The sequence below is a fragment of the Chloroflexota bacterium genome (assembly GCA_020850535.1).
GTDB lineage: Bacteria > Chloroflexota > UBA6077 > UBA6077 > JACCZL01 > JADZEM01.
Genome location: JADZEM010000143.1, coordinates 103,359 through 118,420 on the forward strand (window position 1 = coordinate 103,359; position 15,062 = coordinate 118,420).

Annotated in this window: 12 protein-coding genes; 9 read left to right on the forward strand and 3 right to left on the reverse strand. The window is 68.9% G+C overall.

Features of this window, described 5'->3' with window-relative positions; genetic code table 11:
* Window positions 1-1,497: a hypothetical protein gene (locus tag IT306_21825; protein ID MCC7371069.1), complete on the reverse strand. Its 1,497-nt coding sequence runs from the start codon at window positions 1,495-1,497 to the stop codon at window positions 1-3.
* A gap of 359 nt (window positions 1,498-1,856) precedes the next feature.
* The gene (locus tag IT306_21830) at window positions 1,857-2,891 is read right to left on the reverse strand and encodes a hypothetical protein (GenBank protein MCC7371070.1); all 1,035 of its coding nucleotides are present in this window, start codon (window positions 2,889-2,891) and stop codon (window positions 1,857-1,859) included.
* On the opposite strand from IT306_21830, the gene IT306_21835 reads away from it, so the two are divergent.
* From IT306_21835 to IT306_21870, 8 genes are all read left to right on the forward strand, one after another.
* On the forward strand, window positions 2,869-3,432 hold the full coding sequence (locus IT306_21835) for a hypothetical protein (GenBank protein ID MCC7371071.1): 564 nt from the start codon (window positions 2,869-2,871) through the stop codon (window positions 3,430-3,432). The genes IT306_21830 and IT306_21835 overlap by 23 nt on opposite strands.
* A 290-nt stretch (window positions 3,433-3,722) precedes the next feature.
* Window positions 3,723-4,673, forward strand: a complete 951-nt coding sequence (locus IT306_21840) for a sugar kinase (GenBank protein ID MCC7371072.1) — start codon at window positions 3,723-3,725, stop codon at window positions 4,671-4,673.
* A 244-nt stretch (window positions 4,674-4,917) separates the two neighbouring features.
* The gene (proC, locus tag IT306_21845) at window positions 4,918-5,730 is read left to right on the forward strand and encodes a pyrroline-5-carboxylate reductase (protein MCC7371073.1); all 813 of its coding nucleotides are present in this window, start codon (window positions 4,918-4,920) and stop codon (window positions 5,728-5,730) included.
* 5 nt (window positions 5,731-5,735) lie between these two features.
* A complete protein-coding gene (locus IT306_21850) occupies window positions 5,736-6,512 on the forward strand; it encodes an enoyl-ACP reductase (GenBank protein ID MCC7371074.1) in 777 nt (258 codons plus the stop codon).
* Window positions 6,513-7,078: 566 nt separating this feature from the next.
* Window positions 7,079-8,707, forward strand: coding sequence for a D-aminoacylase (locus IT306_21855; protein MCC7371075.1), 1,629 nt, complete (start codon window positions 7,079-7,081; stop codon window positions 8,705-8,707).
* Window positions 8,708-8,994: 287 nt separating this feature from the next.
* Complete coding sequence (locus tag IT306_21860; protein MCC7371076.1) at window positions 8,995-9,669, forward strand: hemolysin III family protein; 675 nt, start codon at window positions 8,995-8,997, stop codon at window positions 9,667-9,669.
* A gap of 252 nt (window positions 9,670-9,921) precedes the next feature.
* On the forward strand, window positions 9,922-10,950 hold the full coding sequence (locus IT306_21865; protein MCC7371077.1) for an Ldh family oxidoreductase: 1,029 nt from the start codon (window positions 9,922-9,924) through the stop codon (window positions 10,948-10,950).
* Window positions 10,951-10,966: 16 nt separating this feature from the next.
* On the forward strand, window positions 10,967-12,655 hold the full coding sequence (locus tag IT306_21870; protein MCC7371078.1) for a DUF4101 domain-containing protein: 1,689 nt from the start codon (window positions 10,967-10,969) through the stop codon (window positions 12,653-12,655).
* 36 nt (window positions 12,656-12,691) lie between these two features.
* Here IT306_21870 and IT306_21875 read toward each other — a convergent pair whose 3' ends face one another.
* Complete coding sequence (locus IT306_21875; protein MCC7371079.1) at window positions 12,692-13,519, reverse strand: methyltransferase domain-containing protein; 828 nt, start codon at window positions 13,517-13,519, stop codon at window positions 12,692-12,694.
* A 146-nt stretch (window positions 13,520-13,665) separates the two neighbouring features.
* Here IT306_21875 and IT306_21880 point away from each other — a divergent pair, with 146 nt between their 5' ends.
* Entirely contained in the window at window positions 13,666-14,838 is a 1,173-nt protein-coding gene (locus IT306_21880) for an acyl-CoA/acyl-ACP dehydrogenase (GenBank protein ID MCC7371080.1), read from the forward strand.
* Window positions 14,839-15,062 lie beyond the last annotated feature (224 nt).

The window sequence follows — 15,062 nt, forward strand, 5'->3', positions numbered from 1 at the left end:
TTACCGTCCGACTCCGCCAGCCCGGACACGTGCGCCGGGATAGTTGCCGGGCAGGCCACGGACGGCCAGCCCGAGCGTGAAGACGAGGGTCACGGCGACCGTCATCAAGTTGAGGGCGACGTTCAACACCTGCGCCGCGACGATCCAGTACGGCAACGGCTGGCCGGGATCGGGGCCGGCCGCCCAGTTGCCGACGAGCAGCGGATCGTGCAGCGCGAGATTGAGCAGCAGGCTGGCCGAGACCATCACGAAGATGGCGCCGTAGCGCCGGTCGAGCGCCCAGGCGACGGCCAGGAAAGGCAGGGCCATGAAGAGATGGTTCTCATGGGCGCGGACGGTCACGACGAACCAGCCGACCGTCAGCAGGCCGATGAACGAAAAGAGCCGGTCTCGGGGGCGCAGGCGCGGCAGCTTGACGATCACCAGCGCCACCAGCGCCAGCACCAGCGTCAGCCCGACCATCCGGTAGGTGATCGGGCCGAGCAGCGGCTCCCAGTCGTTGATGAAGCGCCACTCGACGAGCGTGGGGATCCACCAGAGGTTGTGAGCCTGGGCGGTCAACGCCTGAGCATTGACCGACTTGGTCTCCAGGGCCTCAAAGAAGCGCGCGGCGTGGTGCAGGCGGTTCGTGACGATCCAGGGCAGCAGCACGATCGCCGAGGCAACCACGCCGCCGAGCGTGCCGAGGATCGCGCCACGCCGGCCATGCCAGAAGATCAGGCCCAGGCCGACGATGGGGAGGAGCACCCAGGCCTGGGGCTTGGTCAGCGCGGCGAGGGCGATGAGCGCGCCGGCCGCCAGCGGCTGCCCGTAGACCAGCGCGCCGATGGAGAGCAGGGTGAAGGCCGAGTGGACAGGGTCCGTCTGTCCCAAATGCGCGACATCGTACGCAACCGCGGGGTTCACAGCGTACGCGGCGGCAACCCCGAAAGCGACGCCCGGACCGAAGCGCCGGACGAGCAGGTAAATGGCTGCCGCGACGACCGGATGGAAGAGGATTCCGGGCAGCTTGATCAAAAAGGTGTAGAGTTGACTCGACACCATCGGCTTTTCAGCGAAGGACGGGTCAGCAAAACGCTGATAGAACTCACCGGCGACACCAAAGCAATACAAAAGCACCGGTGGATAGTCGGTTGAGATTCGGTACGCGTTATGAATGCCCTCGCGGGCGACCTGGCGGCCCCAGACTTTGTTGGTCCCGATGTCGGAGACGTAGCCGGGGCTGACCGCTGCGACGAGCAGGTAGGTCAGAACGACCCCTACCAGGAGTACGGCGAGGAGTTGTCCCCAGGAAAGAGGCGCACGAGCGAGCATGGCCTGCGGCCCTCCTCGCGGGGTGCGAGCGGGCTTGAGAGGAACGGCGCGTCCGAGGCCGTGAGCCGGCATACTGCGGGCGGATTGTAGCAGCCCGCGGGAGGGCGAATCATATACGTGCGTGCAAGAGAACCGGTAACCGTGACGCATCAGGGTATTGCCGAGGGATACCTGCTGTGGCATGATACTCTCGAAAGTAGCGTTAGTGCGCTTAACAGAATTGAATGAGCGCGATACCGCCCCGGCAGTCACTCGTTATAGGGTGCGACGCGCGAAGGGCGAGCCGGCGCAGGAACGCAACATAAGCGAAACAGGGCTCATTGGGGGAGTTCGTGGGGTGTACGGCGGAGACCGGGGCTGACAGCATGCGGAACCTGAGGGTGGGCAGGGCTGCGAGCGACGTTGAAATCAACGAGAGCCCGGTTGGACTTGACAGGGCAGGAGCGTAGTGCTGTGACCGCGACGAAGAATCCGCAGAAGATCAGTCGGCGCCGGTTTGCTGGCTCGGCCACAGCTGCCGTTGGTGTGGTGGCGGCGACGAGCTATGTCAAGCCAGAGATGAAGGCGTTGGGCATCCCCACTGCTTTTGCCCAGGTTTCCCCAGTGCCGACCAAAGATATCACCGTGACGCTGCAGACGCCGACGAAGACGGCAGGCACGGTGACGCCCACGGCCACCGGCACGCAGTCCACCGTCACCCCGACGAGCACGCGTGGCACGGTGACCCCGACCGCGACGCAGTCTACCGCCACCCCGACCGCGACGCAGTCCACCGCCACCCCGACCGCGACGCAGTCTACCGCCACGCCGACCGCGACGAACGGCACGGCGACGCCAACCGCGACGCAGTCCACCGCCACGCCGACATCGACTGGCACGCCCGGCACGGCCACGCCGACGGCGACCGAGGCGACGGCGACGCCGACGGCAACGGGTACCCAGTCCACGCCGACGGCCACCGCTACGCAGTCCACCGTGACCCCGACGGGGACGGCCACGCCGACGGCGACCGGGGCCACGGCGACCCCGACGCCCACCGCGTCGTTGACGGTCACGCCGGACGAGACGCCGGGCACCCCGACCCCCACGGCGACGCCGACAGGCACCCAGGCGACGGCTACCCCGACCTCGACGGCTACGCCAACGGCGACCGAAGCTACGGCCACGCCGACGGCAACGGGCACCCAGTCCACGCCGACGGCCACCGCGACGCAGTCCACCGTGACGCCGACCGCGACCCAGTCCACCGTGACGCCCACGTCAACGGGCACGCCCGGGACAGCCACGCCCACGCCGACTTCGACCGCAACATCCACGGCCACCTCGACGGGCACGCCCACGCCGACTTCGACCGCAACCGCAACATCCACGGCCACCTCGACGGGCACGCCCTCGACGTCAACGCCCACGCCGACCGGCACGCTGCCCACGGCGACTCCGACCGAGACGCCAACTGCAACGCCGACGGCGTCGCTGACGCTCACGCCAGACGAGACGCCCGGCACGCCGACGCCGACGACCACGCCTGGCACGCCAACGGCGACCGCAACGCCCGTGACATCGACGCCATCGCCCACGTCAACGCCGAACAATAACAACAACGATAATGACGACGACGACGATGATGATGATGATGATGACGACGATAGTGACAATGACAATGGCGATGATGATGATGATGATGACGACGACACCACGACGCGTCGTTCGTCGAGCGATGACCCGGGCAGCCGTTTCAGCACCATTCCGGCCAGCAACTATCCTGGCGTCCTGAGCGCCAACCCGGCCGCGCCCTCGAACCCGGGCGTGCTGTCGGCGGCTCCTCGGCCAGCGCCGGGCGTTGCAGCGGCGAATCCGGTCCCGCCGGTGGCGGCTGCCGCGCCGCGGCCCGTGCAGACGCCGTCCGTCCTCCCCGTCGCGGGGCAGGCCGGCATGGATCTGCCACGGCTGGCGGCGCTGGCGGGCCTCGGGCTGGTGGCGTCGGGGCTGGGGCTGCGCCTGCGTGACCGTCTCTTCGGTGGGCGGCAGGATCCGCCACCGCCGACCCCGCCCGCTGGCGACGGCGGCGGCCAGTACGAGACGGACGTGGCCGATACCTACGTCGACGACCAGATGTAAGCACGACGCTCGCCGTACATCAGGCGTCCAGCGGCCCCGATTGGCATCGTGCCAGTCGGGGCTGCCAGGGTAGTCGCATGTTCGTTGGTGTTCCCAAACCGTCGTGAGACGCGCACTCGGGGGTTGAAAGCCCCGACGACGCTGCACGACCCGCCCAACGTGCAATCGCCCTGTCGGGGCCGCTGCCGTCTCGTCACTCCGAGTCGTCTGTGGGGTATCCTTCGTGGCCGTGGTCGGTGGCGGTCCGCAGCCGGGCCGACGTTGGCCGGCCGATCTGGGACTGGATACCTATGCCGGACGTCGTGACCTTCGGCGAGACGATGGCGCTCTTCACCCCGCGCGAGACCGGACCGTTGCGGTACGTCCCGGAGTTTCGCCTCAAGATGGGCGGCACCGAGAGCAACCTTGCCATCGCCCTGGCGCGCCTCGGCATCAGCGTTGGCTGGTTCAGCCGCCTGGGCGACGATGAGCTGGGACGCTTCATCGTCCACAACGTGCGCGGTGAGGGCGTGGACGCGAGCCGGGTGATCGTGGACCCTGACGCGCCGACGGCGCTCTATCTGAAGGAGATCAGCGCCGTCGGCGACACGACGGTCTACTACTACCGGCGCGGCTCGGCGGCCTCGCGGATGCAGCCGTCCGACCTGGACACCGCCTACATCACCGGCTCGCGCTGGCTGCATGTGACGGGCATCACGCCGGCCCTCTCCGAGAGCTGCCGGGACACAGTGGCCGCGTCCATCGAGCTGGCGCGCGATTCGGGCCTGGCCGTCTCGTTTGACCCGAACCTGCGGCTCAAGCTCTGGACGGCCGAGCAGGCCCGTGAGACGATGACGCCACTGGTGCAGCGGTCGACGGTGCTGCTGGGCGGCTCCGAGGAGATGGCGCTCATCTTCGGGACGGCGACGCCGGACGCGGCGGCGGACTGGGCGCTCAGGCAGGGTGTGGAGATCGCCGCGATCAAGCTCGGGGCTGACGGCGCGCTGGTGGCAACGGCCGACGAGCGCCGGACCGTCCCGCCGTTCAGCATCCCGCACGTGGTGGATACGGTCGGCGCCGGCGACGGCTTCGACGCGGGGTTCATCGCCGGGCGGCTGCTCGGGCGCGATCCGTGGGCGGCGGCGGTGCTGGGGAACGTGGTCGGGGCGCACGCCCTGATGGTCGAAGGGGACTTCGAGGGCTACCCGACGATGGCCGAGGCCGAGGCGTTTATCGCCGGGCGGGCCAGAGTCGCGCGGTAACGCGTGCGTCTGTGGCCGCGGCGCGCCAGTTCTCCGAGAAGCGTGGTCGGGGGTGAGGGCCTCGAACGCCGACGTGCGGAATATGTGGATATTTCGTGAAACGCCATCAACCCCTGACCCACAAGTGTATCTGCCAGATCGAGAGCGGAAACACCCGGGATGACACCGGGGCGACAGTTTGCGGCCCACCATGCGTGGCACCATGACGGTGACGCGGCGGTGGCGTCGAGATGAGCGAGGCAGCATGAGCGAGCAGTGGCGACTGGTCTTTCTGGGCGGCGGGCAGATGGCCGAGGCGATTGCCCGGGGCGTCATCGCGGCCGGGCTGCTGAAGCCCGAGCAGATCGCCGCGTCTGAGGTGCGGGCGGCTCGGCGCGAGTACCTCCAGAATCAGGTGGGGATTCAGGCGGTGGCGAGCAACGCCGAGGCGGTGGCCCTGGGCGACGTGATCCTGCTGGCGGTGAAGCCGCAGGATACGGCGACGGTGCTGGCGGATATCGGCGGGCTGGTGACGCCATCGCAGGTGGTGGTGTCCATCGCCGCGGGCGTGCCGCTGAAGAAGCTCGAAGCGCCGTTCACACGGCCTGTTCCCGTGGTGCGGGTGATGCCGAACACGCCGTGCCTGGTGGGCGCGGGGATGGCGGCCATCGCACGCGGGACGCACGCCTCGGCGGACGACGAGGCCAGGGTGTTGAGCATCTTCAACGCGACCGGCAAGGCGGTCAGCGTGGCCGAGAAAGACCTGGACGCCGTGACGGGGCTGTCCGGGAGCGGGCCGGGCTACGTGGCGGTGATCGTCGAGGCGATGATCGACGGCGGCGTGCGGGCCGGGCTGGCGCGGGACATCGCCACGACGCTGGCCGTGCAGACGGTGCTCGGATCGGCGCAGATGCTCTCGCAGACGGGCGAGCACCCGGCCCGCCTCAAGGACATGGTGACGTCACCGGGCGGCACGACCATCGCCGGCGTGCATGCTCTGGAGCAGGGCGGCCTGCGCGCGGCGATGATCGACGCGATTGTTGCAGCGACCGACCGGTCGCGCGAGCTAGGGAGCTAGGGACGATGGCTGGACTGCTGGAAGGGAAGTCTGCGCTGGTCTTCGGCGTGGCGAATCGGCGAAGCATCGCGTGGGCAATCGCGCAGGCGCTGGCGGCTGAGGGGGCGTCGCTGGCGTTCACCTACCAGGGCGAGCGCATCGAGGCCGGCGTGCGCGAGCTGGCAGGCACGGTGGACGGCAAGCTGGTGCTGCCGTGCGACGTAACCAGGGACGAGGATCTGGACGCGGTCTTCGGCGCGGTCGGCACAGAGTTCGGCGGCCTGGACATCCTGATCCACGCGGTGGCGTTCGCGGCACGCGAGGATCTGGAGGGCCGCTTTACGGATACCAAGCGCGGCAACTTCGCGATGGCCCTGGACATCAGCGCCTACTCGCTGACGGCGATGGTCCAGCGGGCCGAGCCGCTGATGGAGGCGCGCGGCGGCGGCTCGGTGATCGCCATGACGTACCTGGGCGGCGAGCGGGCGGTGCCGCAGTACAACGTGATGGGCGTGGCGAAGGCGGCGCTCGACGCGAGCGTGCGCTACCTGGCGATGGATCTGGGGCAGAAGAACATCCGGGTGAACGCGATCTCGGCGGGGCCGATCCGGACGCTGGCGGCGCGCTCGATCTCGGGCTTCACGACGATGGAGGAGCACTACGAGAAGCGCGCCCCGATGCGCCGCAACGTGGACGCGAAGGAGGTTGGGCAGACGGCGCTCTACCTGGCGTCTGGCCTGTCGTCGGGCGTGACGGGGGAGATCATCCACGTGGACGCGGGGTATCACGCCATCGGGTTCTGAGCGGATGGCGGGTGGCCTTCACGGCGCGGCCGGTGGAAGGCGCTCACCCCAGGGCAAGCGCATGTACGCTGGTTTCCCAAAGCATCATGGAACGGGCGGTCGGGGACTGAAGTCCCCGCCTACCGTCACGCCGTCGCTGCGCGACGGCCGTCGGGAACGGCAGGCACTGGTGCGACTGGAGCGTCGCGCAGCGACTGCAGGAGTGTAGGCGGGGCTTTCAAGCCCCGACGCGGCGGCACGACGCGCTCAACAGACGATTGCCCTGGTAGCAGCATCAGGGCGATTGCATGTTCATTGGTGTCCCCGAAGCATCATGGAACGGGCGGTCGGGGACTGAAGTCCCCGCCTACCGTCACGCAGTCGCTGCGCGACGGCCGTCGGGCACGGCAGGCACTGGTGCGACTGGCGCGTCGCGCAGCGACTGCAGGAGTGTAGGCGGGGCTTTCAAGCCCCGACGCGGCGGCACGACGACATCAACATGCGATCGCCCTGCGGTGCCCGTGCCGGCCGTCGACAACGGCGGCAACGCCGTGCTACCGTCGCCTCACAGCGGTGTGACCCCGGTCATGCCGACAGTGGGAGCCTGGGCGCTCTGCGCCCCACGCTGGACGCTCCCCCCGGAGGACATGGTGCTCGACGTACTCCTGCGAAACGCCCGCATCCTCGACGGCAGCGGGAACCCGTGGTATCGCGGCGAGGTTGGGATTCAGGGCGACAAGATCGTCGCGGTCGGCAGGGTCGGGACCGACGCCGCCGCCAGGGTGATCGACTGCGGCGGCCAGATCGTCAGCCCAGGCTTCATCGACATGCACACGCACGCCGACGTCATGATGCTGGCCGAGCCCGAGCATCCCGGCAAGATCTACCAGGGCGTCACGACCGAGTTGATGGGCCAGGACGGGCTGTCGTACGCGCCGGTCTCCCCCGACACGCTCCAACTGCTGCGGCGTCACCTGGCCGCCCTCAACGGCAACCCCGACGTTGGCTGGGACTGGACCACCGTTGCCTCGTTCCTGGCGCGATTCGACAGGCAGGTCTCCACGAACGTCGCCTTCCTGGTGCCGCACTGCGCCGTGCGGGTCGAGGCGATGGGGATGCAGGATCGCCTCCCCACGTCTGCCGAGTTGGACAGGATGTGCCAGCTTGTGGACGAGGGGATGGCCGATGGCGCGGTCGGCTTCGCCACCGGTCTGGACTACACGCCGCAGTTCTGGTCGGATACCAACGAACTCATCGAGATCTGCAAGGTGGTGGCGCGGCGCGGCGGCGTGTACGTGACCCACATGCGCTCCAGCCTTGGCGACAAGGTGTTCGATCCAATCAAGGAAGCGATTGAGATCGGCCGCAAGTCGGGCGTCAAGGTCCATCTCTCGCACCAGCGCGGCGACTCTGTCGGCAAGTCGCACGGACCCAGGGACATCCTGCGGTTGTACGAGGAGGCGCGCGCCGAGGGCGTGGACCTGAGCTTCGACAACTACCCGTACACGCGCGGCAGCTCGCTGCTTCACAGCCGGCTGCCGGCCTGGACCCATGTCGGCGGCCCGGAGGCCATCATCGCCCGGCTCAAGGATCCCACAACGCGGGCCAGGATCGAGGCCGAGCTTGACGCGGCCGGCAACCCCTGGGACCAGTACACGATGGCGAGCATCGAGGGTGGCGAGCAGCACCTCGAAGGCTGGACCATCGCGGAAGCGGCCAACGAGGCCGGCAAGCCGCCTGTCACCTTCGTGTGCGACACCCTGGTCGAGACTGACCTGGGCGTCTCCTTCGTCAGTCCATCGACCTCGACGGAAGAGTCGCTCGACGAGATGCTGGCCCACGACCTCGCCACCCACGGCAGCGATGGCCTGTGCATCGGCTCGCGTCGGCACCCACGCTCGTTCGGGTCGTTCGCGCGGGTGCTGGGGCGGTTCGTCCGCGAGCGGAAGGTGATGCCGCTGGCCGAGGCTGTCCGCAAGATGACCTCGGCCCCGGCGCTGCGGATCGGCCTGAAGGATCGTGGCCTCGTGCGCGAGGGCTTCGTGGCCGACCTCGCCGTCTGGGACGAGACGACCATCGCCGACCGCAGCACCTACGAGCAGCCGCTGGTCACGGCCACCGGCGTCAGCTACGTGTTCGTCAGCGGCGAGCTGGCGCTGGACGCAGGCGAGCACACGGGCAAGACGCCGGGCCGCGCGCTGAAGCCACTGATCTAGACCGCCGCGCGCGGTTGTCTTTCGGATGCTCCGCTCCCGTGCATCGGGAGCGGGGTGCCAACGCCGCTCGAATTGGCGCCCATGGCGCTTCGGCACCGCGAGCGTCAGCGCGTGGACTGTATGGCGATGGTCCGACTCGCCGACGCTCCTGGTGCGGATGGCGTCCTCTCTCATTGGCATGGGCAGAGGGAAGCAGGCGGCGCGGGCCATCCGAGACGGAAGAAGCCTTTCGTCAACCGCCGATGCGCCCCTATACTCCGACCACGATATCCTGACTCGGAGGGCGCATGACGAACGCCGCGGTTGTGCTGTCGCCGCGCTCGCGCCCGTTGCTGCGCGGCTGGTCGCACGTGGTGGCGACCGGCCTCGCGGCCATCCTGACGGTTGCCCTGGCCGTCCGCTGCCTCGGCGACGGCCCCCGGCTGGCGACGATGCTGCTCTACGGCATCACCTCCGTCGGGCTGTTCGCCTGCAGCTCGCTGTACCACGTCATCACCTGGACGCCGTCGCGCCGCAAGATCATGCGGTCGCTCGATCACGGCAACATCTACGTGATGATCGCGGCGACGACGACGGCCATCGGCGTGAACGTGCTGCACGGCTGGGAGCGGGTCGCGCTGCTGTCGTCGGTGTGGGGGATCGCCGTGGTCGGCGTGGCCGTCTCCGTCCTCCACCTCCGGTTGGCGCGCGGCCCGCGCCTCGGGCTGTACCTCGCCACCGGGCTGACCGGCGTCATCGCGCTGCCGGGGCTGTTGTCGGCGCTGCCGCCGCTGGCGATTGGCGGCATCGTCACGGGCGGTCTGCTGTACGCCGTGGGCGGGGTGATCTACGCGCTCAAACGGCCCGATCCGGTGCCGCACATCTTCGGCTACCACGAGATCTTTCACCTGCTCGTGATCTTCGGCAGCGCGGCCTACGCGAGCGTGATCTGGATCTGGGTGGTGCCGTTCGCGCGTCAGTAAGCGCCGAGGCTCGAATCGCCAAAGCCGTTCAGTTCGGCGCCCGTGGTGATTCCGTACCATGAGCGTCAGCGAGTGGACCTGAATGGTGTAGGTCCGACTTGCTGACGCTTGCGGCGCGGCCGGCCGTCCTCTCTGAACGGCATCGGGCGCGATCCGCCCTCGTCCGAGCGTGTAGACGGTTGACAACCGACCGTCTGTCCGGCTCTCATCTCCGTGCGCGCCCCGACGACGCGGGCAGCGCTGGAGGGGAACGTGCTGACCCTATCCGCTGGTCTCTTGAACCGAACCACCTCGGCCATCTTCGAGGCGGCCGGCACGCCGTCGGACATCGCGACGTTCATGGCCAGCTCGCTCGTCGGAGCGAATCTGGCCGGCCACGACTCGCACGGCGTCATTCAGATCGCCGGCTACATGAATCTGATCCGCAACGGCTCGCTGCTGCCGGCTGCCCGGCCCGAGGTGACGAAGGAAGGGCCGGCCGTTATCCAGGTCGATGGCGCGTGGGGCTTCGGGCAGTACACGGCGCACACCTGTATGGATCTGGCGATCCAGAAGGCGAAGCAGAACCAGCTTGGCCTGGTCACCACGACCCGCGTCTCCCACATCGGGCGGCTGGGCGAGTGGGCCGAGCAAGCGGCCAACGCTGGCGTGATCGGCATGCTCGGCGTCTCCTGGGGCGCAGGGCCGTACGCCGGGACACCCCATGGCGGCGCGGCGCGCGTCTTGAGCACCAACCCGATCTCGTTCGGGATTCCGCTCAAGGATCGGCCGCCCTTCGTGCTCGACTTCGCGACGACGGCGGTGGCCGAGGGCAAGCTGCGTGTGGCCCGCGCGAAGGGCGTCCCAGTCCCCGATGGATGGATCGTGGACGCACAGGGCCGACCCACCAACGATGTCGAGCAGTTCTACACGGGCGGCGGCATGCTCCAGCCGTTCGGCGGCCACAAGGGCTACGCGCTGGCCCTGGCCATCGAGCTGTTGTCGATTGCGCTCACCGGCGCGGAGGTGCCGCCCGACGAGCGAGGCCGCAAGAACGGCGCGTTCTTCCTGGCCATCGACCCGACGGCGATTCGCTCTATCGAGGACTTTGTGGCTGAGGCGACGGCGATCTGCGAGCGGGTGACGAATGTGCCGCTCGCGCCGGGGTCGTCGGGCGTGCTGGTGCCGGGCCAGCCGGAGGACACCAACCGCCGGAAGCGGCAGGCCGAGGGTATCGAGCTGGCCGAGTCGACCTGGGAAGAGATCCAGGGGATCGCCACGGAGCTTGGCGCGAAGGTGTAGGCGGCGGGGGGAGATCATGCGCCGATACCTGCGATTCCTGGTTGCCGTGGTCGGCGCGCTCGCGATCTTCGCGGCGGCCGGGGCGCCAGCGTGGGCCGACCAGGCTCCGTTCTGGGAGTCTCCGACCGGCCTTGCTCCCGGACATCCTGACATCCAGGTGCGGATGGCTGCCGAGACCGTGGATATCGTCATCGTGGAGCAGGGCGACGAGATCCACGCGAAGGTCACGGCGACCTTCACCATGGTGAACGACGGCCCCGAAGCGACTCTCAAGGTCGGGTTTCCGGCCTCGACTCACTCGCTGTTCGATCATCTGGCCGAGCCGGATGCACAGGGCGTTCGCCGGGCCGAGTCGCCGGGCACGTTCAGCGCGTACAAGATCCGGACGCTGGACGTAGCGATCGACGGGCAGCCGCCGCGGTCGTGGCGGCAAGAGGTCCAGAACGCGGGGTCGGCGGGCTACGGCGAGGACTGGGCGATGTGGGAGATGACCTACCCGGCCGGTCGGACCACCGCCGTCCAGGTCACCTACGATCAGGTGCTGACTGACCGTGCGTCTGACCGCTGGGTCCAGCCGATGTACGTGCTGCGGACTGGCGCGCTCTGGTTCGGATCGATTGGCGAGGTGACGGTGACGCTCCGCGCCGAGACCGGTGGGGCCTTCGTGGGCGGCCCCGAGCTGTTCTGGCATCTCGACGACACCGGCAAGCTGCGGACCTATCCGCGCAACGATCAAGTGTACGGGCCAGCGGACGCTGCCGAAGCCTCTTCCACGCGGGTGGTCTGGCGGTTCCGGGACATCGAGCCAGCCCGCGACGCCGGCGCGACCTACGTGCGGTCGTCGGCGTGGCGCACGTACGTTGAAGCCGAGCAGGCCATCCTCGGCGGCGGCATGTCCGATCCGCAGGTGCTCAGGGCGGCGGCTGATGCCGCGATGGACATCGTCGGGGGGCCGGCCCCGTGCGCCTGGGAGGGGGGCCGCATCTGTGTCAACGGGCAGCAGGGCATACCCAGCGGGCTGGTGGACGCCCTTGGGATGACGACGCGCGAACGGGCGCGGCGGGCGCTGCAACTCGCGCCCGACGACCCGGCCGTGCTCCAGACCTTCGCGGATGTCGAGTTCTGGTACGCGATGCCGACGCGTAAGCATCACGGCGAGCTGGGCTGCTGGCCCTCAAACGCCGTGGACGCCTACGAGCGCGCGGCGGCGCTCGGCGCGCCTGAGGTGCCGGCCCGCCTGGAGGCGTTGCGGTCGGCTGCCCAGGGTGTGCGCGGCAAGGCGTGGACGAGCATCGATACCTGCTCCCACCAGCCTGACGCGCGTCTTGAGGTCGAGATGATGAAGGCCACGGTGGCCGAGGGGAACGCGGCGTGGCGCAGCGGCGTCGGGCGGAGCGGGACCGCCGAGGTGTACCCACAGTTCTACGACGGCCACTGGCTCCAGGAGCGGACGGCGGAGGTTGCCCAGTTGCGGCGAGACCGGCACGATCGGCGGGCTGAGCTGACGTCGCTGGAGTTCACGAATGTGAGCCTGATCGACGAGACCACCGCGACCATCGAGACAGTCGAGGTCTGGTCCGACCGAACGTACGCCGAGAGCGGACAGGTGGTGCGGGACGCTTCAGGACGGCTCAGGCAGCGGTACGACCTGAAGAAGATCGACGGACAGTGGAAGATCGTGGACGGGCACATCGTGCGCGAGTGACGCCTGCACGGCTGATCCCGTCGTGAGCAGGGCCTCTCACGGGCGGTCGCAGATCGCGCTGACGAAGTTCACCGAGCCGAACAGCAGTCCCTGCTCGTTGAGAGCCAGGACGCCGGCGACCCACCCACTGGCCTCGGACTCGGTCACCGCGCCGGCCTGCACCGCTTGCTGGGCGGCGAATGGCGCCCAGGGCAGGATGAACGACGTGGCGTCGTCCGCGTGGCCGGCCTCAAGGTGGACGTGGCCGTTGAACGCCTTCGGCTGCAGGCCGGCCGCCGTCAGCAGCGGCCCGAGCCGTCGCGTCACCTGCGGATCGTCCACCACGCTCGCCCGCCAGGCATCCACGATGGCCGTCGTCAGCGCGCGGTCGGGATGGGCGATCTGGTTGGCCGCGAAATCGCCATCGACGACCAGCACGCGGCCGCCGGGGCGGGTCACCCGGACCACCTCCCGCAGCAGCCGTTCGCGGGCCGGGACGTGCGAGAGCACGGTGATGACGCAGACGAGGTCAAAGGCGGCGTCGGCGTACGGCAGCGCCGTGGCATCCTGCACCTCGAACCGCAATTCCGGCAGCCCATCAGCGACGGCGAGCTCACGGGCCACGGCGATCATCCCGTGCGACGGGTCCGACCCCACCACCGAGCCGTGCGCTCCGACCCGACGGGCGAGGTCGCGGGTGATGACGCCGGTCCCACAACCGACCTCCAGCACCCGAAGCCCAGACAGGTCGCCGAGGGCGTCCAGATAGGCGGTGCGAATCGCGACCTGCTGCGGATGATTGCCGCGCCGTTCCAGCATCTGGGCGATGGTGCGGAGCGCCGTATCGTCGATCTCGTTCAGGCGCGTGTAGATATCGCGTGCCACTGCTGCCGCCCCCTGCGTACGTCGGCGGGAGTATGCGCCAGAAGCAGCGTGGAGCGGCCAGCGCCTGGGATCACGGCGGCCAGCGCCGGGCGGCGCGGCGGTACACTTGGCGCACGGCAAGACTGTTTGCGCCAGGGAGGACCCCGATGGCCGCCGTCCACGACGACGAACGGACCGAGCAGCATGACGCCATCCGTGCGGCGATCCGCGACATCTGCAAGGACTTCCCAGATGCCTACTGGCGCGAGGTTGACCAGAAGCGGGAGTACCCTGAGGCGTTCGTCAGGGCGCTCACCGAGGCCGGCTGGCTGGCCTGCCTGATCCCCGAGGAGTACGGCGGCGCAGGCCTCGGCATCACCGAGGCGAGCCTGATCCTCGAAGAGCTGAACCGGGCTGGCGCGAACTCGGCGGCCTGCCACGCCCAGATGTACATCATGGGCACCCTGCTCCGGCACGGCAGCCCCGAGCAGAAGCAGCAGTACCTGCCGAAGATCGCGTCGGGTGCGCTGCGGCTCCAGGCGTTCGGCGTGACCGAGCCGAACGCCGGCTCCGAGACAACCCGGATTCAGACGACGGCCGTCCGCAAGGGCGACAGGTACGTCGTCAACGGACAGAAGATCTGGATCTCGCGAGTGCTGCAGTCCGACCTGCTGCTCCTGCTGGCCCGCACGACGCCCTACGAGGAGCTGACCGACAAGACGCGCGGCCTGTCGGTCTTCCTGGTGGACCTGCGCGAGGCCGGCAGCGCCCTCGACGTGCGGCCTATCGAGACGATGATCAACCACGCGACCAACGAGCTGTTCTTCACCGACCTGGAGATCCCGGCCGACAGCCTGATCGGGCAGGAGGGCATGGGGTTTCGGTACATCCTCGACGGCATGAACGCCGAGCGAATCCTGATCGCGTCGGAGGCGATTGGCGATGGCCGCTGGTTCGTCGAGCGGGCGGCGACGTACGCGTCTGAGCGGGTCGTGTTCGGCAAGCCTATCGGCGCGAACCAGGGCGTCCAGTTCCCGATTGCCCAGGCCTACGCCCACGTCGAGGCGGCCTCGATGGTGCGCGACAAGGCGGCGGCCCTGTTCGATGCCGGCAAGCGCTGCGGCGCCGAAGCAAACATGGCGAAGCTGCTGGCGTCCGAGGCGTCCTGGGAGGCGGCGAACGCCTGTATGAGCGCACACGGCGGCTACGGGATGGCGGTCGAGTACGACGTGGAGCGCAAGTTCCGCGAGGCCCGCCTCTTCCTGGTGGCTCCCGTCAACAACAACCTGGTGCTGGCGTTCCTGGGGCAGCACGTCCTGGGGATGCCGCGCTCGTACTGAGGGTGGGCCGCGGCTGATACATCCATGTGACGCCGGTCGGCGGGTCACGGATCCAGGGCGATTGCATGTTGATGTCGTCGTGCCGCGGCGTCGGGGCTTGAAAGCCCCGCCTACGATCCTGCAGTCGCTGCGCGACGCGCCAGTCTCACCAGTGCCGGCCGTTCCCGGTCTCCGTCGCGCAGCGACGGAATGACTGTAGGCGGGGCTTTCAACCCCCGACCGCC

What these genes read in the sequence shown, in the direction of transcription:
- IT306_21860 (MCC7371076.1), top strand. Translation starts at nt 8,995, where the DNA reads ATGACGAACGCCGCGGTTGTGCTGTCGCCGCGCTCGCGCCCGTTGCTG.
- IT306_21840 (MCC7371072.1), top strand. Translation starts at nt 3,723, where the DNA reads ATGCCGGACGTCGTGACCTTCGGCGAGACGATGGCGCTCTTCACCCCG.
- IT306_21870 (MCC7371078.1), top strand. Translation starts at nt 10,967, where the DNA reads ATGCGCCGATACCTGCGATTCCTGGTTGCCGTGGTCGGCGCGCTCGCG.
- IT306_21855 (MCC7371075.1), top strand. Translation starts at nt 7,079, where the DNA reads ATGCCGACAGTGGGAGCCTGGGCGCTCTGCGCCCCACGCTGGACGCTC.
- IT306_21825 (MCC7371069.1), bottom strand. Translation starts at nt 1,497, where the DNA reads ATGCCACAGCAGGTATCCCTCGGCAATACCCTGATGCGTCACGGTTAC.
- IT306_21880 (MCC7371080.1), top strand. Translation starts at nt 13,666, where the DNA reads ATGGCCGCCGTCCACGACGACGAACGGACCGAGCAGCATGACGCCATC.
- proC (MCC7371073.1), top strand. Translation starts at nt 4,918, where the DNA reads ATGAGCGAGCAGTGGCGACTGGTCTTTCTGGGCGGCGGGCAGATGGCC.
- IT306_21850 (MCC7371074.1), top strand. Translation starts at nt 5,736, where the DNA reads ATGGCTGGACTGCTGGAAGGGAAGTCTGCGCTGGTCTTCGGCGTGGCG.